Below are 24,277 nucleotides of genomic sequence, written 5' to 3' on the forward strand. Positions count from 1 at the left end.
GACCGGGCCCCGGCGCCTCAGCCCCGCCCGCCGCGCCACGGCGGCGGCGTGGTCGCCCGGCGGGCCGCCTCACCGCGGTGCAGCACGCGGTCCACCTGGCCGCGCAGCCGGGCCTGGAGCCGATCGGCCAGCTCATGGGCGCTCGCCTCACGGGCGTGCACCAGGACGAGGTCGCAGCCGACGCGGACCTCGCCGCCCGCCGACCACGGCTGCCCGGCGTGCCGCGCCGGGGCGTGCGTGACGCGCACCTCGCCGGAGACGGCGGGCAGGCCCGGCCGGTCCAGGGCCGCGTGCACCTTGGCCCGCACGTAGGCGAGGTCGTCCTCGCGGACGTCGCCCTCCGCCCGCACCAGCACCCGGGCGGTGGCGGTGGCGTCCTGGGCCGCGATGTCCCTGGGAGTCATGCGCTCCCCTCCTTCGATTCCTTCGAGCGTCCGTCGGCGACGGTCCCAGCGTCGCTCCCGCGCCCCGCGCGCCCCAGGGGCCGCCCGGCCCCGGAACCGGGCCGTGGGTCCTGCGACCGGGCCGCGGAAGCGGGAACATGGGGAATCAGGGCCGTCCGGCCCTGGTCCATGGGCCCGCGCCGGGCGAACATCGAGTACGGGCCCGATCCCGTGCCCCACCGACGACGACCGAGCGCGACAAGACGAGGAGCGAACCGATGGCGGACAGCCGGCGGCCGGACCCCGACACACCGATCAGGGTCTTCCTGCTGGACGACCACGAAGTGGTACGACGCGGGGTGCACGACCTGCTGAACGACGAGCCGGACATCACCGTGGTCGGCGAGGCCGCCACCGTCGAGCAGGCACTCGTGCGCGTCCCGGCGCTCCGCCCCGACGTGGCCGTCCTGGACGTCCGCCTGCCCGACGGCGACGGCGTGACCGTCTGCCGGGACCTGCGCTCCCGCATGCCGGATCTGGCCTGTCTGATGCTGACCTCCTTCGACGACGAGGAGGCCCTGCTGGACTCGATCATGGCCGGTGCCAGCGGGTACGTACTGAAGCAGATCCAGGGCTCCGACCTGGTCTCGGCCGTCCGCACGGTCGCCGCCGGCCAGTCCCTGCTCGACCCCAGCGCCACCGCCCGGCTGATGGCCCGGCTCCGCCACGACCAGCGGCAGGAGGAGGAACCGGACGCACTGCCCGGCCTGACGGCCCGCGAGCGGGAGATCCTCGCCCTGATCGGTGAGGGCCTGACCAACCGGCAGATCGGCCAGCGGCTCTACCTGGCCGAGAAGACCGTCAAGAACCACATCTCCCGGCTGCTCGCCAAACTGGGCGTGGAGCGCCGCATCCAGGCCGCGGTCATCGCCACCCAGGCCCAGGACCGGCTGCGCCGCCCCGAGTGAGCCCCGAGGACCGCGGCCGGCCCGGCAGGCGGACCTGAGGCGGAAACCCCCGGTGGACCCCGGGATGGGCCTGCGACAGGCCCATCCCGTATCGTCGCTTGCCCCGGACCGTTACCGTTGCTGATGACCACGGACGGTCGGGTGGGGAACACGGTGCCGGGATCGGGAGGACCACGGGTGACCAGCGCGGAGGAGGGCAACAGCGAGGCCAGGGTACGGCTGCCGCAGCTCAGGCTGGACGAACTGCTGGAGGAGCTGCAGGCGCGCCTCGACGCGGCCCGCGGCACCCGGGACCGGGTGCACAGCCTGCTGGAGGCGGTCCTGTCGGTGGGCCGTGAGCTGGACCTGGAGCAGGCCCTGCACAGCATCGTGGAGGCCGCGGCCGTCCTCGTCGACGCCGAGTACGCCGCCCTGGGCGTGATCGGGGCGGACGGCAAGCGGCTGTCGGACTTCCACACCGTCGGCGTCGGCGAGGAGCAGATCCGAAAGATCGGCCCCTATCCCGAGGGCCACGGCATCCTCGGCGAGCTGATCCGCCACCCGGAGCCGCTGCGCCTGTCGAAGATCTCCCAGCACCCCGCGTCGTACGGCTTCCCGCCCCACCACCCGCCGATGAACACCTTCCTCGGCGTCCCCATCCGGGTGCGCGACCAGGTCTTCGGCAACCTGTACCTCACCGAGAAGCGGGGCGGGGCGCAGTTCGACGAGGAGGACGAGTCGGTGCTGGCGACCCTGGCCGTCGCGGCCGGTGTCGCCATCGACAACGCGCGCCTGTACGAGGAGTCCCGGCTGCGTGAGCGCTGGCTTCGGGCGACCGGGGAGATCACCCACAGCCTGATGTCGGGCGGCGAACGCGTCGAGGTGCTCGGGCTGATCGCCGACCGGGCCCGGGAGATCACCGGCGCCGCCCTGGCCGTGGTGGCGACGCCCATGGAGGACACCGACTCCCTCACCGTCGAGCTGGCGCTCGGCGCTCAGGCGGAGAGGCACCGGGGGCTGGTGCTGCCCGTGACGGGCACCCTGATCGGTGAGGCGTTCGCCGCCGCGGCCCCGGTGACCAGCGTCGACGCATCCAGCGACGCGCGGATCACGGCCGGTCCGCCGCGGTTCGCCGGCCTCGGCCCGGCCGTCGCGGTGCCGATCGGGTCGGACGACAGCGTGAGCGGTGTGCTGCTGCTGGTCCGGGAGGCCGGCAAGAGCCGCGTGCCCTTCACCGAGAAGGAGATCGAGCCCCTGCAGGGCTTCGCCGCGCAGGCGGCGGTCGCCATGGAGCTGGCCGAGCACCGCCAGGACGCGGAGCAGATCGCGGTGCTCAAGGACCGCGACCGTATCGCCCGGGACCTGCACGACCTCGCCATCCAGCGGCTCTTCGCGACCGGTATGACCCTGCAGAGCGCCGGGCGCTTCATCGAGCACCCCGAGGCGGCGGAGCGTGTCGTGCGGGCGGTGGACGACCTCGACGAGACCATCAAGATCATCCGGTCGACGATCTTCGGTCTGCGGTCCCGCGAGGCATCCGGTGGCTCCGGGCTGCGCTCGCGGGTCGTGCGGGTGGCGGGCGAGGCGGCGCCGGTGCTCGGCTTCGCCCCCAGCGTCCGCATGGAGGGCCTGGTCGACACCGATGTGCCCCGTGAGATCGCCGACCATGTGATCGCGGTGCTCTCCGAGGCGCTGACCAACGTCGCCCGCCACGCACAGGCCGACCGGGCCGACGTCGCGCTGGAGACCGACGGGCGTGAGGTGCGGCTGACCGTGTCCGACAACGGCGTGGGCATCCCCGCGAAGGGGCGGCGCAGTGGGCTGCGGAACATGGCGGAGCGCGCGGAGCAGTTCGGCGGGGAGCTGACGGTGGACTGTCCGGGTGGCGGTGGCAGCACGCTGGTGTGGCGTGTGCCGTTGCGCTCCGCCGGGTAGCGCCGGGTTCGTCTGCGGGCGAGTGGGGGCTGTCGCGCCCACGCGGCGGTAGCCGCACGGTGATACAGCCCCGCGCCCCTGGACGGGGGTCCTTCGGGCCCCGTCAGCGGGGCGTTTGGCCTCTCCGTGGGTGTTCGTTCTTCCGTGAGGCTGGGTGTACCCGACCTGCACCGCGGCCGACGCCTGGTCAGGGTCGCGTAACCGGCGGACAATGCTGGCATCGATGTGCCGATCTTCGGCACCGTGCTGGGCGGGATCCGAGGCCCGGGCGATCCCCGGGCCACAGGGGAGGCTGCAGATCATGGGAACCGTCACCGTGGGCGCCGTCCGGGAGCGGGCGCCCGGCGAACGCCGGGTCGCCCTCGTCCCCGAGGCCGTCACCCTCCTGCGCCGGGCCGGGATCGACGTGCTCGTCGAGACCGGGGCCGGCTCCGGCGCCTGGTTCACCGACGCCGACTACACCGACGCCGGCGCGACCGTGGTTCCGCCGGACGAGCTGTACACCCGCGCCGACGCCGTCCTGTGCGTCGGGCCGCCGGACGCCGAGAGCGCCGCGGCCCTGCGCGCCGGACAGACCCTGATCGGGCTGCTCGAACCACTGCGCCACCCCGAGCTCGTCCAGGAACTCACCGGGCGCGGGGTCCGCACGGTCAGCCTCGACCTGCTGCCCCGCACCCTCAGCCGCGCCCAGTCCATGGACGCCCTGACCTCACAGGCCAACCTCGCCGGCTACAAGGCGGCCGTGCTCGCCGCCGACTCCTACGACCGCTTCTTCCCGATGCTCACCACCGCGGCCGGCACCATGCGCCCCGCGCAGGTCCTGGTCCTCGGCGCCGGAGTGGCCGGCCTCCAGGCCATCGCCACCGCCCGCCGTCTCGGCGCCGTCGTCACCGCGTACGACGTACGCCCCGAGTCGCGCGGGGAGGTGGAGTCGCTGGGCGCCCGGTTCCTGGACGTACGCAGCCCGCAGGAGCGGGAACCGGGCCCCGCGCGCGGGGGCTACGCGCGCGAGCTGACCGACGAGGAGCAGCGGGCCCAGCGCGCGGCGCTCGACGCCCACATCGCCCGCTCCGACGTCGTCATCACCACCGCCCAGGTGCCGGGCCGCCGGCCGCCGCTGCTGGTCACCGCGGCCGTGCTGGAGCGGATGAACCCCGGCTCGGTCGTCGTCGATCTCGCCGCGAGCGACCTCGGCGGCAACGTGGAGGGCTCCGAACCTGACAAGACCGATGTCCTGGACAACGGGGTCACCCTGATCGGCGCGGGACGCCTGCCGTCCGCGATGGCCACCGCCGCGTCGACGGCGTACGCCCGCAACCTCGTCGCGCTGCTGCGCCACCTCGTGCGCGACGGTGAACTCGTCCTCGACCCCGCCGACGAGATCACGGGCGCACTGATGGGAGGCGCGTCGTCATGAGCCAACTCGATCTCCTCACCGCGATCACCGTGTTCGTGCTGAGCGTCCTGGTCGGCGTCGAGGTCATCAGCAAGGTCCCCGCGACCCTGCACACCCCGCTGATGTCCGGCTCCAACGCGGTGCACGGCATCGTCGTCATCGGCGCGATGCTGATCGCCGCCCACGCGCACAACTGGATCGGCTACACCCTCGCCTTCCTGGCCATGGTGTTCGGCGCGATGAACGTGGTCGGCGGATACGTCGTCACCGACCGGATGCTGGAGATGTTCAAGCCGAGGCCGACCACCGAGAAGCCCGGCGACTCGCAAGAGAAGACGGAGGTGTGACGGGCGTGGACACCGTCGAGAACGCCATCCACTACGTCTTCCTCGGTGCGGCCGCCTGCTTCGTGCTCGGCCTGCACCTGATGAACCACCCGCGCACCGCCCGCCGCGGCAACACCGTCTCCGCCGCCGCCATGGCCGTCGCGATCGCCGCCACCGTCTGGCTGGTCGCCCACCAGGGCCTGATCAGCCGCACCGGCTGGATCGTGCTGATCACCGGCGGGCTGGTCGGCGCGGCCCTCGGCATGTGGGGCGCCCGGGCCGTGCAGATGACGGCCATGCCGCAGCTGGTCAGCGTCTTCAACGCGGTCGGCGGCGGCGCCGCCGCGCTGATCGCGGTCACCGATGTGCTCCAGGCGGACGACGCGGCGCTGCTGGGCGCCCGGGTCTCCCTGCCGGGCGCCCTCGACATCGTCATCGGCGCGGTCACCTTCTCCGGCTCCCTGATCGCGGCCGGCAAACTCCAGGGCATCGTCTCCGGCGCGCCGGTCGTCTTCCCCGGGGCGCGGCTGCTCAACGTACTGCTGCCGCTGTCCTTCGTCGCGGGAACCGTGTGGCTGGTGCTGGCACCCGACTCCCGTGTCGCCCTGTTCGGCCTGGTGGCCGTGGCACTGCTGTTCGGCGTGACCATGGTGCTGCCCATCGGCGGCGCCGACATGCCGGTCGTCATCGCCCTGCTGAACGCCTTCACCGGCTCGGCCGTCGCGATGGCCGGCTTCGTCCTGAACGAGACCGCGCTGATCATCGCGGGCATGCTCGTCAGCTCCTCCGGCGGCATCCTCACCAAGCTGATGGCCGACGCCATGAACCGCTCCGTCGCCGGCATCCTCGTCGGCGGCTTCGGCACCGGCGACAGCGACCCCGCCGCGACCGGCGACGGCGCCCCGGCCCAGGTCCGACCGGTCACCGTGGACGACGTGGCGATCCAGCTGGCCTACGCGAGCAGGGTCGTCTTCGTCCCCGGCTACGGTCTGGCCGCCGCCCAGGCCCAGCACGAACTCGGCGACCTGGCCAAGCTCCTCACCGACCACGGCATCGACGTCAGCTACGCCGTGCACCCGGTCGCGGGCCGTATGCCGGGCCATATGAATGTCCTGCTGGCCGAGGCGAACGTGCCGTACACCCAGCTGAAGGAGATGGACGACGTCAACCCCGAGTTCCCGCAGGCCGACGTCGCCCTCGTCATCGGCGCCAACGACGTCACCAACCCGGCCGCCCGCAAGCCCGGCAACGCGATCTCCGGCATGCCGATCCTCGACGTCGACAAGGCCAGGAGCGTCGTCGTCATCAAACGGTCGATGGGCCACGGCTACGCGGGCATCGACAACGAGCTGTACACCGACCCGAAGACGGGGATGTTCTTCACCGACGCCAAGCAGGGTCTGAGCGAACTGAAGTCGGCGGTGGGGGAGTTCGTCACCTGAGGCCGTACACCGATGCGGACCGGTGCCGCGCCCCCCCCCCCGGGGGGGCGGCCCCCGCCCGGCCGGGCGGGCGGCCCGTCGGCACGGACCCCGCCCCCCCCCCCCCGTGCGGCGGCCCCCCCGCCCCGCGCGCCCCCCCCCATCGCGGGGTGGCCCCCCAGTTCGGGGGGGGGGGCCGCCGCCGCCCCCCCCCCCCCCCCCCCGGGGGGCGGGGGGGGGGGCCCCCCCCCCGGGGGGGGGCCCCCCCCGGCCGGTCCGGGCGGCCGTCACGTCGGCAGGAACCGCTCCCGCACGACGCGTTCCTGCGGCACCCCGGCCGCGAGCGCCGCCGCCGTCACCGCGTCCACCAGCGGCGGCGGCCCGCACACATACACATCCGGCAGCTCCACCGCCGTACGCAGCGCCTCGGCGACCCGGTCGGCGGGGGTTCCGGCGACACCGGACCAGGACGCTCCCGGCCGCCAGACGCAGATCTCGTAGGCGCCGTCCGTCAACTCCGCCGTCACCGCCCTCAGTTCGGCCTCGCCGAAGACGTCCCCCTCCTCGTTCCCCCCGAGGAAGAAGCGCACCGGCTGCGGGTCCCGCCACTCCGCCATCTGCCGTGCCATCGACAGCAGCGGCGCCAGGCCCGTACCGCCGGCCACGAACCAGCGGGGCCGCGGCCCCGTCTCCCGCAGCGCGAAGGCGCCCTGCGGGCCGTGCACGGCGATCCGGTCGCCCACCCGCGCCCGGTCTCGCAGATACGAGGAGAACAGCCCGCCGGGGCGCAGCCGCACGAACAGCTCGACGCGCCCCTCCCAGTTCCCCGTGTTGGCGAGGGAGTACGCCCGCCGCTCCGCCCCACCCGGCACCTGGAGCTCCACGAACTGCCCGGCGTCGAACTGGAATCCGGCGCCCTGCTCCTCGTCCTCGGCCAGCATCAGCTCCAGGCGTACGGTGTCCCGGGCGACCGTCTCCAGCACGGTCAGCGTGCCCGCGCGGACCGGGATCCCGCCGTACAGGATCCGCGAGTCGGCATAGGGCAGGCCGGCCGTCAGCGGCTCCCGCGGGCGGGTGCGGCACAGCAGCACACCCCCGGCCTCGCGTTCCTCGGCGGGCAGCGCCTGCTCGCTGTGCGGGCCGAGATCGTACGTGCCCTCCGTGACGGTGGCCCGGCAGGAGCCGCAGGTGCCCTGGCGGCAGGCCGCGGGCAGGGCGGCGCCCGCCTCGGCCGCCGCCTCCAGGACGCTCTGCCCGGGCGCGCACCCGAACTCCAGCCGCTTCCCGTCCGAGGTGCTCAGCGTGACCGGTGTCGTCATGCGCCCGTCCTCGCCGGCGCCGCCGCGACATCGGCCTGCGCGTCGCCGACCGGGCGCAGGCCGAAGCGGTCCACGAGGGCCGCCACCAGGTTCGGGGTGAGGTAGGCCGGCAGCGTCGGGCCCAGATGGATGTTCCGGATGCCCAGCGACAGCAGGCTCAGCAGCACCGCCACCGCCTTCTGCTCGGTCCAGGACAGGACGAGCGTCAGCGGCAGCTCGTTCAGCCCGCAGCCGAAGGCGTCGGCCAGCGCCTGGGCGATCTTCAGGGCGGAGTGGGTGTCGTTGCACTGCCCGACGTCCAGCAGCCTCGGGATGCCGTCGATGTCGCCGAAGTCGTGCTGGTGGAAGCGGTACTTGGCGCAGCCGAGGGTGAGCACCACCGCGTCGCGCGGCGCGCCCAGCGCCACGTCCGTGTAGTAGTCCCGGCCGACCGTGGGCCCGTCGCAGCCGCCGACCAGGAAGAAGTGCCGGATGGCGCCCTTCCGGACGGCCCCGACGACCTTGTCGGCGACCGCGAGCACCGCGTCGCTGCCGAAGCCGACGGTGATGAACTTCTCCGGCCCGTCCTCCCGGTAGCCCGGCATGGCCTTCGCGGCCTGGATCACGGGGGAGAAGTCGCCGTGCGCCAGATGCCGCACGCCCGGCCAGCCGACGGGGCCGGTGGTGAAGATGCGGCGGCGGTAGGCGGGGAAGGGCTCGATGATGCAGTTCGACGTCATCAGGATCGGGCCGGGGAACCGGGCGAACTCACGCTGCTGGTCCTGCCAGGCGCCGCCGTGGTTGCCGACCAGGTGCGGGTACGCCTTGAGCAGCGGGTAGGCGTGCGCGGGCAGCAGCTCGCCGTGCGTGTAGACGTTGATGCCGGTGTCCTTCGTCTGCTCCAGGAGCGCCGCGAGGTCCCGCAGATCGTGCCCGCTGACCAGGATCGCCTTGCCCGCGACGGGCGTCGTGCGCACGGCGGTCGGCCGCTGGGCGCCGTACGTGCCGGTGTTCGCGGCGTCCAGCAGCTGCAGCACCGCCAGGTTGAGGCGACCGAGGTCCAGCGCCCGTTCCAGCAGCCGGGCCAGGTTCACCGGCTCACCGGCGAGGTAGTCCAGGGCGTCCTCGATGCCGCCGTACACCTCGGCGCTGTGCCGGCCGAGGACATCGGCGTGATGGGCGTACGCGCAGATGCCCTTCAGCGCGTACAGGTGCAGTGAGCGCAGCCCGACCACATCCGGGCCCACCACGTTCACCCCGGCGTCGACCCGGAAGTGCGGCGCCTGGGCCAGCAGCCCCTCCAGGTCCGGCGCGGGCCGCCACAGCGCGGGCCCGGTCAGCCGCTCCGGCTCCTCGCCGCGCTCGCGCGCCGCCGCCTCGTAGCGGGCCCGGAGCCGGTCCCGTACGGTCTCGGCCTCGTGGATCAGCGCGACGAAGCGGGTCGGGTTGAAGTTCACGTTGGTCAGCGTGGTGAACACCGCGTACAGGACGAACCGGGCCGCCTCGTCGTCCGGGACGCCCAGGGCGCGGGCCCGGCTCGCGTACTGGGCGATGCCCTTGACCGAGTGGATCAGCAGGTCCTGCACATCCGCGGTGGCCGGGTCCTTCCCGCAGTTGCCGACCGGCCCCGCGCAGCCGTGCACCGCGCCCGTACGGTCGGCCTGCTCGCACTGGTAACAGAACATGTATCTCCTCCTGGGAAGTGTCAGTCCTCGGCCACCATCTCGATGGCCACGCACGGGCATCCGGCCACGCACAGCCCGCAGCCCTTGCAGTGGTCCAGGCCGATCGCGAAGCCCTGGCCGGGGCCCAGCTCGGTGATCGCGTCGTCGGAGCAGACGCCGTGGAGCCGCTCGCAGTCGGCCTGCGTGTGCTGGGCGCCCGGATCGTACGAAGTCCCCCGCAGGGAGGCGTCGATGTGCCGGGCCGCCTTCTTGCCGTGCCCGACGGCAACGGTCACGGTGCGCTCGTCGGGCACCCTGTCACCCCCGGCGAAGACACCGAGGGCGAGGACGTGGTCGCAGGCATCCCGTGCTCCTCGGCGGGAAAGGGCGAGTTGACCAGTGCGGAGCCACCCGGCCGCAGTCCGTGGAAGACGTCGACCTGGTGCAGCGGTGTCGGGTCCTGGAGCACCAGCGGGTCCGGCCGCATGACCGGCACCCGGACCCGGATCGGCCGGGCGTCGATCCGGCAGAACGCCGTCACCGGTGCTCCCGTGCGCTCCGAGCCGAAGCGCGGGAACGCCTGGGCGTGCCGGCCCTCCACAAAGGCCGCCACCGACAAGACCTCCGCGGTCGTGACGGCGCTCTGACCTCCCCGGCCGTGGATGCGTACCTGGAACACGGCGCCCTCCTCCCAGACGGGCCATGTCCCAGTCGTACCGCCCCGGCCGGCGGGTTCCGCAGGGGCCGAACGTCCTGAGGGAGGGGCCGGGCGGGGCGGACGCGCGGTCAGCGGTGCGGGACGATCGCGACCGGGCAGCGGGCGTGGTGGATCACCGCGTGGGCGACCGGGCCGGTGTGGGGGAGCAGCCGCGCGCCGCGCATCGTGCGGCCCACGACCAGGAGGGCCGCGTCCACCGAGGCGAGCAGCAGCTCCTGGGCCGGGTGGCCCCGCGTGACCAGGAGCCGGACCTCCACCGCCGGGCACCTCTCCCGCCACGGGTCGAGCATCCGGGCCACCGTCCGTTCGGCGTCCTCCTGCCCCGCCGCCGTCACCGCCTGCGGTGCCGGGCGCACGGCGAGCGGCAACTGCCAGGTGTGCACCACCCGCAGCGGCATCCCGCGCAGCGCCGCGCAGTCGAAGGCGAACGCCAGCACCTCCTCGCAGGGGCGGGTCGCGTCCACGCCCACCACGACGGCGCGGTCCGGTCCGGGCTCCGGGACCCGGCCCGGGACGGCCCGCACGAGCACCACGGGCCGTGTCGCCCGCGCGATCGTCGCAAGCGCCACCGAGCCCGCCAGGAACCCACCCATCCCGCTGAACGCCCTGCTGCCCAGCACCAGCAGCTCCGCCGTGCTCCCCGCCGCGACCAGCGCCTCGGCGGCCGGGCGGGCGACCAGTTCGCTGCTCAGCGGGAGCTGCGGCAGCCGCTCCTCGATCCGGTCCGCGGCACCGCGCAGCACTTTCTCCGCCCAGTACCGCTGCCCTTCCTCCGCGTGCAGCAGCCGCAGCGGCAGCCCGCGCCGCAGGGCCTCCCGGGCCGCCCAGTCGACGGCGGCGAGACTCTCACGGGAACCGTCCAGTCCTACGACAATCGGGTGAGACACGACAGCCACCTTCGGTCAGGGCCAGACGACAAGGAGACGATCGCCCTCGTCGACGACACCGGTGCCCAACTCCCCACACGCGCGAATCAGCCGTTCCGCGACCCATTCGTACTCCCCCCGGTTCGCCAGTCGCGTATGGCAGTAGTCCAGGGCCAGCGGCACCGCCTCCGTCCGCAGCGCCCCCGACGCATCGAGGGTGACGCGCCACAGCAGCCCGAGATCGTTGCGCAGGGCCGGGTGGACGGCGTAGTCGTCGATGAAGTCACCCAGGTCGAAGAGCACATCGCGGGTGAAGCCGTGGAAGACATGCGCGGAGTGCCCGACCACCAGGTCCGCACCGGCCGCGGTGAGCGTGAGCGCGGCCCGCCGGACGTGGGGGACGGGCCGGGCGGTCATGTTCGGCCCCCAGTGGACGGTGACGACGACCAGGTCGGCGGTGTCGGCGAGCGTACGCAGCGCCTCGACCGCCCAGACGGGCACGTCCTCGTCCCAGAGGTTCGCGTAGGCCACGCCGGGCCGGTCGGGTCCGGCCGCGTACTCGGCGGGGTGGTCGGTGAGGGCGAGGATCCCGAGGCGCAGACCGCCGGCCGTGACGACGAGCGGGGCCCGGGCCTGGCCGGTGTCCGCGCCGGCGCCCACGCACCGTATGCCCGCCCGGGCGAGGTGGGCCCGGGTGTCGAGCAGGGCGTCGGGGCCGAAGTCGAGGGCGTGGTTGTTGGCCAGCGACACCGCGTCCACGCCCAGGTCGGCCAGGGCGTCGGCGGCGCGCGGCGGAGCGCGGAAGAAGAACGGCTTTCCGGGCAGGTCGATGGGGGTGCCCCGGTCGGAGACACAGCACTCCAGGTTGAGCAGGAACAGGTCCGCGTCCTGCACGGCCGAGTGGACCGCCGGCGAGAAGAGCGGATGCGGGCGGCTGTGCTCCAGGACCTCGGCGACGCCGCGGCCCAGCATGGTGTCACCGGCCAGCGCGAGTGTGACGGCCATGACCCCTGGCACCTCCCTCACTCCCATTGTCGGGCGGCCGCCGGGAAACCTCCCAGGCGGGCCACGACCGGAGTGCCGGGCCCGTGGGCGGCCGACGGTGTCCGCTGACGTCCCTGATGACGTCGGCCGGCCCGCCACGGGCCCGGCGGGGGCGGGTGACCTGATCCACCCCCTTCCGAGGGGCCGCCTGGGCGGCCGGTGCCGGTCCCCACACCGGCACCGGCCCGTGAGACCCACGGCCCTCGTATCGGGCATCCGCCTGCCAGACCCGAGGCGAGAGCCGTGTGCGGGGGCAGGGCGCAGGTGAGGGAAGCGTCCTGGCACCGCCGGTCTCACGGGCTCGCTCACCACTGTGCCGCCACGGACCGGTGCCCGGCATGGGCCCAACGGCTCACCCGCGGGGGCCGACCCGCCCCGACTTCCGCCCGCCACAGGGCCGTTGGGCACCCGTACGGCGATCACGACCGTCCCGTCCCGCACGACACGTCCCAACGGCCCTACCGCAGGGACCCGCAGCGGCCTGTGATGGGGGCAGGAAGACCGGAAGGGACACGGACGGATGACTGAAACGGCGGAACACCCGGCGATCGGCGGATCTCACCCGCCGGCCGACCACGCGGCCCACTACCTCGTCCGCGCGGCCGTCACCGCGCCCTCGGCCTGCAACACCCAGCCCTGGCGGTTCGTCGCCCGGGACGGCGAACTGCATCTGCACGCCGACCCGTCGCGCGGCCTGCCGGCCTCCGACCCCGACGGCCGGGAGATGCTCATCAGCTGCGGCGCCGCCCTGTTCAACGTACGGCTGGCGATGCGCCACCTCGGCTTCCTGCCCAGGGTCGCGCTGTTCCCGGACCCCGCCCGGCCCTGGCACCTGGCCACCGTCCACTGGGGACCGTACGCGCCGCCCACCTCCGACGAGGAGCGGCTCTTCGCCGCGCTGCCGCACCGGCACACCCACCGCGGCCCGTTCCGCCCCGAACCGCTCTCCGCCCGTCTCGTCGAGCAACTGCGCCGGCACGCGGGCGCGGAGGGCGCCGGGCTGTACACCGTGTCCGGCCGGGAGGACCTGCGCCACCTCGCCCTGCTGATCCGTGACGCCGAGCGGACCCGGCGGACCCACCCCGGCTGTGCCAGGGAACTCGCCCAGTGGACGCCCCGCAGCGGCAGCGGCCGCGCCGACGGCCTCCCCGCCCACGCCTACCCGCGCAACCCCGACACCACCGCCTTCTCGGGCCGCGACTACGCCGCCCGCACCCGCCGCGGCCACACCGACGAGCCCGCCCAGCGCACCCTGCGTCCCTCCCTGGGCCTGGTCGTGCTGCTCGACACCCGGCACGACCAGCGCACCGACTGGCTGCGCACCGGCCAGGGCCTGCAACGGATGCTGCTGCACGCCGCCGCCCACGACATCGCCGCGGCCTTCCACACCCAGCCCCTCGAGCTGCCCGACCTGCGCCGCCGGGTCCGCCGCTCCGTCTTCGGCGGCGGCCATCCCCAGGTCATCCTGCGGCTCGGCTACGTCAACACGGTCCGCCGCACGCCCAGACGCCCCGTCCGGGACGTCCTCACCGTCCCGTCGGGCGCGCACCTCCCGCTCGCCGTGTGACCGCACCGAGACGGCCGACCGGACTCCCCGCAAGGGACCGGTCGGCCCATGTGCCGCGCGCCCGCACGACCGACGCTGGGAGCAGGAGGCGTCCGGCAGCGACGCTCCCCACGTCCGCTTCATGTCGCTGCACGTCCCCTGTCCGCTTTACGTGCGCTCCACGTCCGCTTACGTCCGAGGCATCGAGGAGGCCGCCATGACCACCGCGACCACGCCCCGCCCGGCCGGGACACTCCCCGCCGAGTACCGGGGCAGGCTGATGAGCCTCGCACACGAGGTGCGCTACCCGGGCGGCATCCGGCTCTTCGACGAGGGCGGCCGTGCCGACCACCTGTGGATCATCGAGTCCGGCAGCGTCGCCCTCGACATGCGCGTGCCCGGCCGCCGGCCCGCCGTGATCGACACCCTGGGCAGCGGTGAACTCCTCGGCTGGTCCTGGCAGTTCCCGCCGTACCGGCGGCGGTTCGGCGCCCGGACCGTCGGCCCGGTGCGCGCCCTCGAGTTCGACGCCGCGGCCGTACGCGGGCTGTGCGAGGACGACCCCGCGCTCGGACGGGCCGTCGCCCGATGGGCCGGCGAGGCCGTGGTCCGCCGCCTCCAGGCGGCCCGCACCCGGCTCCTCGACCTGTACGCCCCCTACGGCAGCGGGGCCCGGGGGTGACCCTCGATACCCGCACACCCTCGGATCGGGAGGGCGCCATGCAGGACACACCGCTTCTCGTCCGCGACGTGATGACCGGCACCGTCGTCGCCGTCGAGACCGGCACCCCCTTCAAGGACGTCGCCCGGGCGCTGCGGCTCTGGCACGTCAGCGCGCTGCCCGTGGTCGACTCCGCCCACCACGTCCTCGGCATCGTCTCCGAGGCCGACCTGCTGCCCAAGGAGGAGTTCCGCGCCACCGCCCCGGACGACCACACCCTCAGGCGGCGGGGCGCCGACCTCGCCAGGGCCGGGGCGCGCACCGCCGAAGAGCTGATGACCGCGCCCGCCGTCACCGCCGGGGAGAACGACACCCTCGCTCAGGCCGCCCGCACGATGGCCCGCTGCGGGGTGAAACGGCTGCCGGTGGTCGACCCCGAGGGCGTGCTCACCGGGATCGTCAGCCGCAGCGATCTGCTGAAGGTGTTCCTCCGGGCCGACGAGGACATCGCCCGGGAGGTCCGCCGCGAGATCGTCGCCGTGCTGTTCCCCGAGTCGCCCGAACCCGTACGGGTTCGGGTGCGCGACGGCGTCGTGACGCTCACCGGCGCCGTGCGCGACACCGCGCTCGTCCCGGTCGCCGCACGCCTGGCGCGGGCGGTGCCCGGCGTGGTGGACGTGGAGTGCGCGCTGGCCGGCCCGCGCCGCAGGCCCGACCTCGATCCGGACCTGCCGGACGGGTGAGCCGAGCCGGCGGGGACCCTTGTACGAAGGGCCCGGACGTCCCCCCGGCGTGCCCGCGAGGGCCCTCCCGGGGCGTCCGCCGCCCCATGAGACGGTGGTGGTGCGGGCGGGGCCCGCATCCCGCGCTGGGAGGTGTCGGCGATGGCGAGGACACGTCGTGAGCGCGCGACGAGGCTGTGGTTCTGGCGCTGGCGGGACAACCCGCTGCGGCGCCGCAGCGACCGCGTGGAGGCATGGATCGTCCTGGTCGCCTGGTTCCTCGCGCTGGCCGGCGGACTGCTCACCGGCGTGGCGGCGGGAACCGCGGCGCGGGACTCCCTCGACGCGCGCCGCGCGGTCGCGCACCCGGTGACCGCCGTCCTCACCGAGAACGCCCCGAAGTCCCCGCCCGCGACCGGCGTGGGCGACGGCCTGGTGTGGGCCCAGGTGAGTTGGACCGACAGCGACGGCGTCACCCACACCGGGCGGGCCAAGGTCGAGCCCGGTGTCGAGACCGGTGACAGGGCCACCGTGTGGACCGACGGCTCCGGTCGGCTCGTCGCCGAACCGGTCACCGCCCTGGCCGCCGAACTCCAGTTGGCCCTCATGGGCACGTTCACCGCGCTGGCCACCGGCACCGGCGTACTGCTCACCGCCCAACTGGCCCGACGCCGCCTGGACCGGCACCGGATGCGGGCGTGGGAGGCGGAGTGGGCCCAGGTCGGGCCGCGCTGGCGCAGGAAGATGTTCGGCTGACACGGCCGGTGAGTCGACGGCACGAGAAACGGCAAGGAAACGCGCCGGAAAAACGGCAAGAAAGCCGCAAGGAAGAGCCGCAAGGAAAGCCGCAAAGAAAAACGGGAAGGACCACCCGCTTCTCGCGGATCCCGATTGCGCGGTGCGCGACCTTCGAGGGCCGCTTCCCCGCGTCTTCCGATCGGTCCTTCCCGTCACATCCAGCACACCACACGGGTCCCGCGCCCGCCAGGGCCGACCGGCCCTCCATCGGCCGGTGCGGTCGATCATCGGGCGGTGCGGTCGATCGAGGAGTCCGTCGTCCGCAACGGGACTCACGGGACCAGTGGCGGGCCGGTCGGCTCATGTGCCCCCCGGCGGGCGGGAGTTGGATGGAGGTGGGAAGCATCGCGCCTACCGGAGAGGAGCGAGGACCGTGGGTACGAGCCTCACACCCGAGTTCTGGGAGCGCTTCACCGCGCTGCTGTTCGCCGCCATGGGCGTCACCTTCGTCCTCACCGCGGCGCTGGACGCCCTCGCCCTGCGAGCGGCCCGGCGCCGTGCCGCCGCCCCGAGCCCGCCGCCGTCGCCACCGGCCCCGCCCCGGCCGCCGGCACCCCGACCGCACCTGCCGACGCCGTCGGACCGGCGCCCGTCGGTGCCCTGCTGAACCTCTGGGGGATCAGCGCGGCGCCGCGCCTGCCAGCTCCTCGGCGATCCCGTCGGCCCAGCGGTACAGGGCGTCCCAGTCCCGGTGGTCGCCGTACCGGCCGCCGAACAGGCGGAAGACGAGCCGTCCGGACAGCGGCAGATGGGTGGCGCGGACGACACCCGAGAACAGACGGTGGTCCCGGTACGGCGGCGGCCCGGGCAGGCTCTCCACGATCACCGGGGCCTCCCTGGGGCCCATCCGCCGCGCAGGGCCGCGCAGCGCGTCCGGCATGCCGACGCTGAAGAGCCACACGGGCCGCTCACGCAGGACGTCCGCGTTGCCTCGCAGGAACTCCTTGGCCGGGTCGAGCCACGTCTGTCCGTGCACGGCGCTGCCCAGCACGAACGCGGTGTAGGCGTCGGCGTCGTCCACGCTCTCCAGCGGCCTGGCCTCAGCCGTCAGCCCCGCCGCACCGAGCCGGGCGGCCAGTCGGCGGGCGATCTCACCCGTGGAACCATGAGCGGTCGCATATCCGACCAGTACGTCCATGACACACCTCGCCTACGTCTCCGGCGCCGCCGGGCGGACGGCGCCCGACGGCACACCTACGGCGCCCGGGGCTCGGCGGCAACACGCGGCCCACGCCCCTGCGCCGCGTCGACGCCACCTCCGCCTTGCAGCCCGCCGCACCGGCGGGCCTGCCTGTCGCGGTCGGGCTGCACTGCTGGGCCTTTCGGGGTTCCCCGCTTGGACAGGCTGCACTGCTGGCCTTTCGAGGTTGCCCGCTTTGGTGGGGTCGTGCGGCTGGGCTCGGCGCTGGTCGGCCCCGGTCGGGTCGCGCGGCTGGGCTTCGGGCTCGTCGGCTCTGGTGGGGCCGCTCCGCTGGGCTCCGCGCCGGTCGGCCCCGGTCGGGCCGCGCGGCTCGGCCCCGGGCCCGCCCGCCCTGGTCGGGCCGCGCCGCTCGGCACCCGGCCTGCCCGCCTTCCTCACGCCACCCCGCTCGCCACCCGACCCGCCGTCCCCACGGCCCTCAGACGCGGTTCGGCCGAGTGCGGGGCCGGGACGGTGACCACGGGGACCGTCGCGTGCCGCAGGCACTCGCGGCTCACCGGGCCGAGGGCGGGGAGGTCGCCCCGATCGTGCGTGCCGCGGCCGAGAGCCAGCAGCAGGGCGCCGTGGGTGTGCCGCAGGAGCACGCGCGCGGGCGGGCCCTCCGCCAGGACGGCGTGCACAGCCGGGTCCACCCGCGGGCCGAAGACCTCGTGGACCGAGTCGGCGAGCAGTTCGGCGGCTCGTTCGCGCTGCTGTGCGAGCGTCGGGCGGCCGGTCACGGGGGCGTACGGCGCTGCGTGGGCCGGGGCCGGCTCCCAGGCGCACACGGCGAGGACATCCGTGCCGAGGGCGCGGGCCTGCCGTGCGGCCCAGCGCAGCGCGGCGCGCGACGCGTCCGAGCCGTCGACGCCCACCACGATGCCGGTGCCGTCGGTGCGCTGGGTCATGGCTGCCTCCTCCGCCGGTCCGTACGTCCACCGTGCCGCGCGCGGGCCCGCAGCGGCGTGGGCCGCCCGGCACCTCAGTGGTGCCGGGCGGCCCCTGCGACCTTCGCCGGCCGTGTGCTCACACCTACGGTTCTCCGCCGCCCTGGTCCAGCCGGAACGGCGGGTACACGTCCGTCATCAGGGCCGCGTACGCGGCGACCCGCAGCACCCAGCGGTTGAGCCCGACGACCAGGTCGAAGATGCCGCGCGGGTAGCGCCCGGTGCAGGCGAGCGCGACCCCGGCGAACAGCGTCAGCAGGGCGATCAGCCCGAAGCTCGCCCAGGGCAGGCGCAGCCCGCCGAGGAAGACGGCCAGGACCAGGTAGTGCGGGATGGCCAGCAGCCACCACTTCACCAGGACCAGTCCCCGGGACAGCTCCCCGGGGTACGCCAGCTCCAGGCGCGCCGGGTAGTCGGGCACGTCGGCCAGGGTGAAGGGCGGATAGCGGTCGGTGCCCAGAGCGCCGTACGCGTAGTAGTTCACGCGCCAACTCCAGCGCAGCACCCCGGTGTTGAACTCGAACAGCGCCCGGGGGTAGCGGCCGGTGAAGAGGATCGCGAAGAAGGCCACCACGCTCACCGCCACGAACGCCACCCACAGGAAGAACAGGACGACGTAGTGGGGGAGGGCGAGCAGCCACTTCACCAGCCACAGCCAGCGCGACAGCGGTCGGTCGAGCTCCGCGGTCACCCGCGCCGGCGTGCGCGGTGGTGCGGTGTCCGTGTCCACGAAGATGTTCACGACTCCTCCCTTGCCCGTCAGTGGCGGTAGCGGCGGTGATCGTCGTCGCTGTGGCCGATGTAGTGGCGTTCCTCGATGACGGTCTCGTTCTCGCCGGGACGCTGGTGACTGCCGACCGTGCCCATGAACATCAGCAGGCCGAGCAGACCGGCGCCCATCAGGACGAGTCCGAGGACGACGGTGTTCTCGAACACCAGCCAGGTCCCGACCCCCAACGCGGCCAGGAGCAGGAACGGAGCGGTCATGACCGGTCCCCCCTTTCGCCTCACCCCCAGCGTCCAGCCGACGAGAACCCCGCCCCCAGGGGCCGACCGGCCCACCCCGGGGCCGAACCACCCCTGCCGGGGAGCCGACGTCCGGTGGAAGGGTGACTATGAAGCAGGAAGGCGGTGAGAAGAATGGACCTGCCCCTGGTCGTAGGTGTCGACGGATCGACGCCCGCGCTCACGGCCGTCGACTGGGCGGTCGACGAGGCCGCCCGTCACGCCCTGCCCCTGCGCCTGCTCTACGCCTCCCTCTGGGAACGCTACGAGGACACCCCACCGACCGACGATGACGACGTCCTCACGACCGCCGCGGCCCGCGCCCACCGCCGCGACCCCGACGTGCCGGTCACCACGGACACCGTCCCGGACGAGGCCGTGGACGCCCTTCTGAGGGCCGGCCACAACGCCTCCCTCCTGGTCACCGGCTCACGCGGCCGCGGCGAACTGCAGGGCCTGCTGCTCGGCTCCGTCGGCCTGGCCGTCGCGGCCCGCGCGCACTGCCCCGTGATCGTGGTCCGCGGTGACATGGCCGGCCTGGCGGGCACGCACGAGCGGATCCTGCTCGGCGCGGGCGACCCGGAGAGCTGCGCGGACGCCGTCGCCTTCGCGTTCCGCGAGGCCCGGGCGCGCCGCTGCGTCCTCGACGTGGTCCGCGCCTGGCGCCGCCCCCTGCACGAGCCGGTCGACCATCCGCTGCTCGTCGGCGACCCGCAGCAGGCGCACGAGCAGGAGGCGTCCGAACTGCTGGACACGCTGCTGCGGGACGCGACGGAGGACCACCCGGAGGTCAGGGTGCGGCGCGCCACCGTCGAGGGCCCGGCCCGCCGGGTGCTGCTCGACCGGTCGGCCGCCGCGGACCTGGTGATCGTCGGCGCCCGGCGCCGCACCGGTCACCTCGGCCTTCAGCTGGGCCGCGTGGCCCACACCCTGCTGCATCACGCCGCCTGCCCGGTGGCGGTCGTGCCGCAGCGGGCATGAGGTGCCCGTAGGCACCGGCGTAGGGCAGTGGCGTCGGGGAACCCGGACCGATCGCCGACGGGAGGGAGTGCCGCAGTGACCGGCTGGACCTGGGAGTACGAGGGCTACGAGCCCGCGGACGAGCGTCTGCGGGAGTCCCTGTGCACGCTGGGCAACGGCTGCTTCGCCACCCGGGGAGCGCTCCCGGAGTGCGCCGCCGACGAGATCCACTATCCCGGCACGTATGTCGCCGGCTGCTACAACCGGCTCACCTCGGACGTCGCCGGCCGCCGCGTCGAGAACGAGGACATGGTCAACGTGCCGAACTGGCTGCCGCTGCGCTTCCGGCTGCCCGGCGGCGAATGGCTCACCCCCGACACCGCCCCGGTCCTCGACCACCGCCAGCGACTGCAGCTGGCCTCCGGCCTACTGGAACGCCACACCCGCTACGGGCTGGGCGGCGGACAGGAGCTGACGGTGCGGCAGGAACGGTGGGTGCACATGGCGGACCCCCATCTGGCCGCCCTGCGCACCGAGTTCACCGCCACCGGCTTCTCCGGCACCCTGGAGGTGGAGGCCGCCCTCGACGGCGGGGTCGCCAACGCCGGCGTGGCCCGCTACCGCCAGCTGGACGGCCTGCACCTCACCCACGTCCACACCGGTGACGCCGGCCCGGACACCGTCTGGCTGCGCTGCCGCACCCGCACCTCCGACATCCGCATCGGCATGGCCGCCCGGCTCACCGCCGACGCGCCCGCCACCGTGCGGCACGAGAGCCCGCGCGCGGTCCAGCGGCTGCACCTGGAGCTGACGGAGGGCCGCCCGGCCGTCGTCGACAAGACCGTCGCCCTGCACACCTCCCGCGACCCGGCCATCAGCGACCCGCTGCACGCCGCCGTCCACCGCGTCGGCCGCGTCCCCGCCTACGACGACCTGCTGGAGTCCCACCTCACGGCCTGGGACCAGCTGTGGCGCCGCGCCGACCTCGTCGTGCCCGGCGAGTCGGGCCGCATCCTGCGGCTGCACCTCTTCCACGTCCTGCAGACCCTCTCGCCGCACACCGCCGACCTCGACGTCGGCGTCCCCGCCCGCGGGCTGCACGGCGAGGCGTACCGCGGCCATGTCTTCTGGGACGAGCTGTTCGTCCTGCCCTACCTCAACCTGCACTTCCCCGAGGTGTCCCGAGCCCTGCTGCGCTACCGCCACCGACGCCTCGAACAGGCGTGCATCGCCGCGCGGGAGGCCGGCCGGCGGGGCGCGATGTATCCGTGGCAGAGCGGCAGCGACGGCCGCGAGGAGACCCAGCAGCTCCATCTCAACCCCAACTCAGGGCGCTGGCTGCCGGACCACTCCCACCTGCAGTACCACGTCGGCTCGGCCATCGCCTACAACATCTGGCAGTACTGCGAGGCCAGCGGCGACAGCGAGTTCCTGCACACCAAGGGCGCCGAGATGCTGCTGCAGATCGCCCGCTTCTGGGCCGACTCGGCGGTCTACGACGACGATCTGGGCCGGCACCGCATCCGGGGCGTGGTCGGACCCGACGAGTACCACGACGCCTACCCCGACGCCTCCGCCCCCGGCCTGGACGACAACGCGTACACCAACGTCACCGCCGCCTGGGTGCTCGCCCGCACCCTGGACCTGCTGCGCTCGCTGCCCGAGCCGCGCCGCCGCGAACTCGTCGAGCGCACCGGCCTCGACGGCGGCGAACTCGAACAGTGGGAGGACGTCTCCCGCACCCTGCACGTACCCTTCCACGACGGCGTCGTCAGCCAGTTCGAGGGCTACGGCGATCTCGCCGAGCTCGACTGGGAGGGCTACCGGGAGCGGTACGGCGACATCCGGCGGCTGGACCGGATCCTGGAGGCCGAGGGCGACACCGCCAACCGCTACCGGGCGTCCAAACAGGCCGACGTCCTCATGCTCGGGTACCTCTTCTCCCCGGCCGAGCTGGCCGGTCTCTTCCGCCGCCTGGGCATGCGCCTCGACGACGACACCTGGCACCGCACCGTCGACTACTACCTGCACCGCACCAGCCACGGCTCCACCCTCAGCGGCCTGGTGCACGGCTGGGTGCTGGCCCGGGCCCGCCGCGCCGAGGCGTGGAAGTTCTGCCAGGAGGCCCTCCAGGGCGACATCGCAGACGTCCAGGGCGGCACCACCGGTGAGGGCATCCACCTGGGCGCCATGGCCGGCACCCTGGACCTGGTCCAGCGCGGACTCACCGGCCTGGAGACCCGGGACGGCGCCCTCTGGCTGGACCCGGTCCCGCTGCCCGAGCTGTCCTCCTACGGCTTCTGCCTGCGCTACCAGGGCCACTGGGGTGTCCGCCTGCGCCTGGAACACGGCCTGCTGGAGATCGCCGTACCCTCCTCCGACGAGTCCCCGATCGACGTACGCCTCCCCGACCGCGATGTGTGCCTCCAGCCGGGGGAGACGGGGGAACTGGCACTGCCGGAGTGAGTACGGTCACGGAGAGCGGGCCGTACGGCCCCCGGCGCGGTCCTGGCGGCCCATGGCGCGCGGCACCGCCCGGAGGGAGGCTGGTCCTGAGGAACCCCGTCGTCGACTCGGCACGGAGTGAGGTGACCCGACGTGTACTGGGACTCCGACCATGGCATGAACGGGTGGGGCTGGTTCGCCATGTCGATCAGCAGCGTCCTGTTCCTGGCCCTGCTCGTCGCCGTCGGCATGCTGCTGTACCGCGCGCTGAGCCGTGACTCCGCGCCCCCGCGCCCGCCCGTCGACGCGCCGCCCCACGCCACGGCGGAGGCGGAACGGCTGCTCGGCGAGCGGTTCGCGCGCGGCGAGATCGACGAGGAGGAGTACCGGCGCCGCCTCGCGGTACTGCGAGGTGGCGGCGCGGGGCTCGCCAAGACCTGACCGCACCCGGTCCCCCCGTCCGCTCTCCGAGGGGAGGTACGCCATGCCGGCGCGACCACTCGACCCGATGACCCCGCGGGCCCTGGTGGCGGCCGCCACCGCCGCTCCCTCGCTGCACAACGCGCAGCCCTGGCGGTTCCGGTACCGCACCGGCGACCGCGTCCTGGAGCTGTACGCCGACTTCTCCCGGGGCATGCCGCGCACCGACCCGGACCACCGCGCCCTGCACATCGGCTGCGGCGCGGCCCTGTTCAACCTCCGGGTCGCCGCGGCCCACCACGGTCTGCTCGCCGACGTCGGGCTGCTGCCCGACCCCGCCGAACCCGGTCTGCTCGCCGCCGTGCGCCTCGCCGACACCGAGCAGCCGGACCACGATCTCGCCGTGCTGTTCCCGGCGATCGCCCGCCGGCACACCAGCCGCCACCCCTTCCGCGACGAGCCGGTGCCCTTCGACATCCGGGCCGCGCTGTCCGACGCCGCCCGCGCGGAGGACGCCCAGCTCTTCTTCCCCGACGCCTGGCACGTGGCCGCCCTGCTGGACCAGATCCACGACGCCGAGGGCCGCGACCTGATGGAACCCGAGCGCATCGAGGAGGTACGGCGGTGGACCCGGGTCGGACCCGACGACACCGGTGAGGCCGTCGACGGCATCCCGGAGCACGCCTTCGGCCCGTCCAAGTACAACGGCGGCGCCCCCGTCCGGGACTTCGCCGGCCGGCGGCACCTGCCCCACCGCCCCTCGGCGACCTTCGAACCCGCCCCGAACCTCGTCCTCCTCGGCACCCGCCACGACCGTCCGGCCGACTGGCTGCGGGCCGGCCAGGCACTGGAACGGGTCCTGCTCCTCGCCACCGTGCACGGCCTGGCCACGGCCCTGTCCTCACACGCCCTGGAACGCAAGGACCTGCGCGAACTCGCCCGCGACCCCGAGTCCGACATGGGCCACGTCCACATGGTCCTGCGCCTCGGCCACGGCCCGACAGGCACGACCACCCCCCGCAGGCCGGTGTCGGACGTCCTGCAGATCGTCTGAATCCCGCCACGGCTCAGTGCGCCTCAGACCGAGGCGGCCACGAGGGCACGGCTCATCGCCGCCATCGCCTCGGGCCGCCCCGCGTCGACGCCGGCACCGGGCAGAGCCGGTGTTCCCCGCAATGGCCGGGCGCAACATCGCGATGCTGCCCGAGCCGCACCGAACCGCAGCCGATCCCGGACGCACTGACCGCGCCGACCCACAGCCACGCCGTCGCCCGCCGCTGTGCTGCTGTCTCCGTGGTGCGGCTGGTGTTCGGCGAGCCGGTTGGTCCGGGCGTTGGCGTGGCTGACCGTCGCCGTCGCCTCGGGGCGCCCGGCGCTGGCGCGAGCGCCGGGTAGCGCGCGCCTTGGCCCGTCCGTCCACGGGCACGGCCTCGCTCCACGTGGCAGCGTGTGCACGGCCGCCCGCCCACAGGCGCACGGCGCACGCTCCGGCAGTGCCGTCAGATGCCGTGCTGACGCGTCCAGGGTGTCGCGGGTGGTCGGGATCAGTGCGATCAGTGCCCCGATGCGAGGTACTCGCCGACGACCAGGGTTCC

At 74.2% G+C, this 24,277-nt stretch carries 25 protein-coding genes; 14 read left to right on the forward strand and 11 right to left on the reverse strand.

The window, feature by feature from the left end:
- Positions 1 to 17 precede the first annotated feature (17 nt).
- A complete protein-coding gene (locus ACH5AC_RS30705; RefSeq protein WP_398865493.1) occupies positions 18 to 404 on the reverse strand; it encodes a hypothetical protein in 387 nt (128 codons plus the stop codon).
- A gap of 257 nt (positions 405 to 661) precedes the next feature.
- Here ACH5AC_RS30705 and ACH5AC_RS30710 point away from each other — a divergent pair, with 257 nt between their 5' ends.
- The 5 genes from ACH5AC_RS30710 to ACH5AC_RS30730 all read left to right on the forward strand — a co-directional run bounded on the left by ACH5AC_RS30710 (position 662) and on the right by ACH5AC_RS30730 (position 6,429).
- A complete protein-coding gene (locus ACH5AC_RS30710) occupies positions 662 to 1,351 on the forward strand; it encodes a response regulator (protein WP_398865494.1) in 690 nt (229 codons plus the stop codon).
- Positions 1,352 to 1,528: 177 nt separating this feature from the next.
- The gene (locus ACH5AC_RS30715; RefSeq protein ID WP_398865495.1) at positions 1,529 to 3,265 is read left to right on the forward strand and encodes a GAF domain-containing protein; all 1,737 of its coding nucleotides are present in this window, start codon (positions 1,529 to 1,531) and stop codon (positions 3,263 to 3,265) included.
- Between the two features lie 301 nt (positions 3,266 to 3,566).
- A complete protein-coding gene (locus ACH5AC_RS30720) occupies positions 3,567 to 4,682 on the forward strand; it encodes an NAD(P) transhydrogenase subunit alpha (RefSeq protein ID WP_398865496.1) in 1,116 nt (371 codons plus the stop codon).
- Positions 4,679 to 5,008 (forward strand): NAD(P) transhydrogenase subunit alpha, encoded by a 330-nt coding sequence (locus tag ACH5AC_RS30725; RefSeq protein WP_398865497.1) that lies wholly within the window; start codon positions 4,679 to 4,681, stop codon positions 5,006 to 5,008. Before ACH5AC_RS30720 ends, ACH5AC_RS30725 begins: the two co-directional genes overlap by 4 nt.
- A gap of 5 nt (positions 5,009 to 5,013) precedes the next feature.
- Positions 5,014 to 6,429 carry an NAD(P)(+) transhydrogenase (Re/Si-specific) subunit beta gene (locus ACH5AC_RS30730; RefSeq protein WP_398865498.1) on the forward strand — a complete coding sequence of 472 codons (1,416 nt, stop codon included), beginning with the start codon at positions 5,014 to 5,016 and terminating at the stop codon, positions 6,427 to 6,429.
- Positions 6,430 to 6,695: 266 nt separating this feature from the next.
- Here ACH5AC_RS30730 and ACH5AC_RS30735 read toward each other — a convergent pair whose 3' ends face one another.
- The 6 genes from ACH5AC_RS30735 to ACH5AC_RS30760 form a co-directional block, all read right to left on the reverse strand.
- Entirely contained in the window at positions 6,696 to 7,727 is a 1,032-nt protein-coding gene (locus ACH5AC_RS30735; RefSeq protein WP_398865499.1) for a 2Fe-2S iron-sulfur cluster-binding protein, read from the reverse strand.
- Complete coding sequence (gene hcp, locus ACH5AC_RS30740; protein ID WP_398865500.1) at positions 7,724 to 9,391, reverse strand: hydroxylamine reductase; 1,668 nt, start codon at positions 9,389 to 9,391, stop codon at positions 7,724 to 7,726. Before hcp ends, ACH5AC_RS30735 begins: the two co-directional genes overlap by 4 nt.
- A 20-nt stretch (positions 9,392 to 9,411) precedes the next feature.
- Positions 9,412 to 9,666 (reverse strand): hypothetical protein, encoded by a 255-nt coding sequence (locus tag ACH5AC_RS30745; protein WP_398865501.1) that lies wholly within the window; start codon positions 9,664 to 9,666, stop codon positions 9,412 to 9,414.
- The gene (locus tag ACH5AC_RS30750; RefSeq protein WP_398865502.1) at positions 9,663 to 10,049 is read right to left on the reverse strand and encodes a 2-oxoacid:acceptor oxidoreductase family protein; all 387 of its coding nucleotides are present in this window, start codon (positions 10,047 to 10,049) and stop codon (positions 9,663 to 9,665) included. The genes ACH5AC_RS30745 and ACH5AC_RS30750 overlap by 4 nt, the downstream gene beginning before the upstream one ends.
- A 107-nt stretch (positions 10,050 to 10,156) precedes the next feature.
- Positions 10,157 to 10,975 (reverse strand): universal stress protein, encoded by an 819-nt coding sequence (locus ACH5AC_RS30755; protein ID WP_398865503.1) that lies wholly within the window; start codon positions 10,973 to 10,975, stop codon positions 10,157 to 10,159.
- A 15-nt stretch (positions 10,976 to 10,990) separates the two neighbouring features.
- Positions 10,991 to 11,959, reverse strand: a complete 969-nt coding sequence (locus ACH5AC_RS30760; RefSeq protein WP_398865504.1) for a CapA family protein — start codon at positions 11,957 to 11,959, stop codon at positions 10,991 to 10,993.
- Positions 11,960 to 12,518: 559 nt separating this feature from the next.
- Between ACH5AC_RS30760 and ACH5AC_RS30765 the strand changes: the two genes are divergently transcribed.
- From ACH5AC_RS30765 to ACH5AC_RS30785, 5 genes are all read left to right on the forward strand, one after another.
- Positions 12,519 to 13,565, forward strand: coding sequence for an Acg family FMN-binding oxidoreductase (locus ACH5AC_RS30765; protein ID WP_398865505.1), 1,047 nt, complete (start codon positions 12,519 to 12,521; stop codon positions 13,563 to 13,565).
- 196 nt (positions 13,566 to 13,761) lie between these two features.
- Positions 13,762 to 14,226, forward strand: a complete 465-nt coding sequence (locus ACH5AC_RS30770; protein WP_398865506.1) for a cyclic nucleotide-binding domain-containing protein — start codon at positions 13,762 to 13,764, stop codon at positions 14,224 to 14,226.
- Positions 14,227 to 14,264: 38 nt separating this feature from the next.
- The gene (locus ACH5AC_RS30775) at positions 14,265 to 14,948 is read left to right on the forward strand and encodes a CBS domain-containing protein (RefSeq protein ID WP_398865507.1); all 684 of its coding nucleotides are present in this window, start codon (positions 14,265 to 14,267) and stop codon (positions 14,946 to 14,948) included.
- Between the two features lie 141 nt (positions 14,949 to 15,089).
- Positions 15,090 to 15,683: a hypothetical protein gene (locus tag ACH5AC_RS30780; RefSeq protein ID WP_398865508.1), complete on the forward strand. Its 594-nt coding sequence runs from the start codon at positions 15,090 to 15,092 to the stop codon at positions 15,681 to 15,683.
- Positions 15,684 to 16,098: 415 nt separating this feature from the next.
- Positions 16,099 to 16,332, forward strand: coding sequence for a hypothetical protein (locus ACH5AC_RS30785; protein WP_398865509.1), 234 nt, complete (start codon positions 16,099 to 16,101; stop codon positions 16,330 to 16,332).
- A 12-nt stretch (positions 16,333 to 16,344) separates the two neighbouring features.
- On the opposite strand, the gene ACH5AC_RS30790 is transcribed toward ACH5AC_RS30785, so the two are convergent.
- From ACH5AC_RS30790 to ACH5AC_RS30805, 4 genes are all read right to left on the reverse strand, one after another.
- Positions 16,345 to 16,863 carry a flavodoxin domain-containing protein gene (locus tag ACH5AC_RS30790; RefSeq protein WP_398865510.1) on the reverse strand — a complete coding sequence of 173 codons (519 nt, stop codon included), beginning with the start codon at positions 16,861 to 16,863 and terminating at the stop codon, positions 16,345 to 16,347.
- A gap of 437 nt (positions 16,864 to 17,300) precedes the next feature.
- Complete coding sequence (locus ACH5AC_RS30795; protein WP_398865511.1) at positions 17,301 to 17,813, reverse strand: universal stress protein; 513 nt, start codon at positions 17,811 to 17,813, stop codon at positions 17,301 to 17,303.
- Between the two features lie 124 nt (positions 17,814 to 17,937).
- Positions 17,938 to 18,594 carry a DUF4389 domain-containing protein gene (locus ACH5AC_RS30800; protein ID WP_398865512.1) on the reverse strand — a complete coding sequence of 219 codons (657 nt, stop codon included), beginning with the start codon at positions 18,592 to 18,594 and terminating at the stop codon, positions 17,938 to 17,940.
- 17 nt (positions 18,595 to 18,611) lie between these two features.
- A complete protein-coding gene (locus ACH5AC_RS30805) occupies positions 18,612 to 18,839 on the reverse strand; it encodes a hypothetical protein (RefSeq protein WP_398865513.1) in 228 nt (75 codons plus the stop codon).
- A 153-nt stretch (positions 18,840 to 18,992) separates the two neighbouring features.
- On the opposite strand from ACH5AC_RS30805, the gene ACH5AC_RS30810 reads away from it, so the two are divergent.
- The 4 genes from ACH5AC_RS30810 to ACH5AC_RS30825 all read left to right on the forward strand — a co-directional run bounded on the left by ACH5AC_RS30810 (position 18,993) and on the right by ACH5AC_RS30825 (position 23,736).
- A complete protein-coding gene (locus ACH5AC_RS30810; protein WP_398865570.1) occupies positions 18,993 to 19,838 on the forward strand; it encodes a universal stress protein in 846 nt (281 codons plus the stop codon).
- A gap of 75 nt (positions 19,839 to 19,913) precedes the next feature.
- Entirely contained in the window at positions 19,914 to 22,283 is a 2,370-nt protein-coding gene (locus ACH5AC_RS30815) for a glycoside hydrolase family 65 protein (RefSeq protein WP_398865514.1), read from the forward strand.
- 132 nt (positions 22,284 to 22,415) lie between these two features.
- Entirely contained in the window at positions 22,416 to 22,703 is a 288-nt protein-coding gene (locus tag ACH5AC_RS30820; protein ID WP_398865515.1) for an SHOCT domain-containing protein, read from the forward strand.
- Positions 22,704 to 22,746: 43 nt separating this feature from the next.
- Positions 22,747 to 23,736 carry an Acg family FMN-binding oxidoreductase gene (locus ACH5AC_RS30825; protein ID WP_398865516.1) on the forward strand — a complete coding sequence of 330 codons (990 nt, stop codon included), beginning with the start codon at positions 22,747 to 22,749 and terminating at the stop codon, positions 23,734 to 23,736.
- The last annotated feature ends 541 nt before the right edge of the window (positions 23,737 to 24,277 follow it).

The organism is Streptomyces sp. NPDC018693 (assembly GCF_044391385.1).
Lineage (GTDB): Bacteria > Actinomycetota > Actinomycetes > Streptomycetales > Streptomycetaceae > Streptomyces.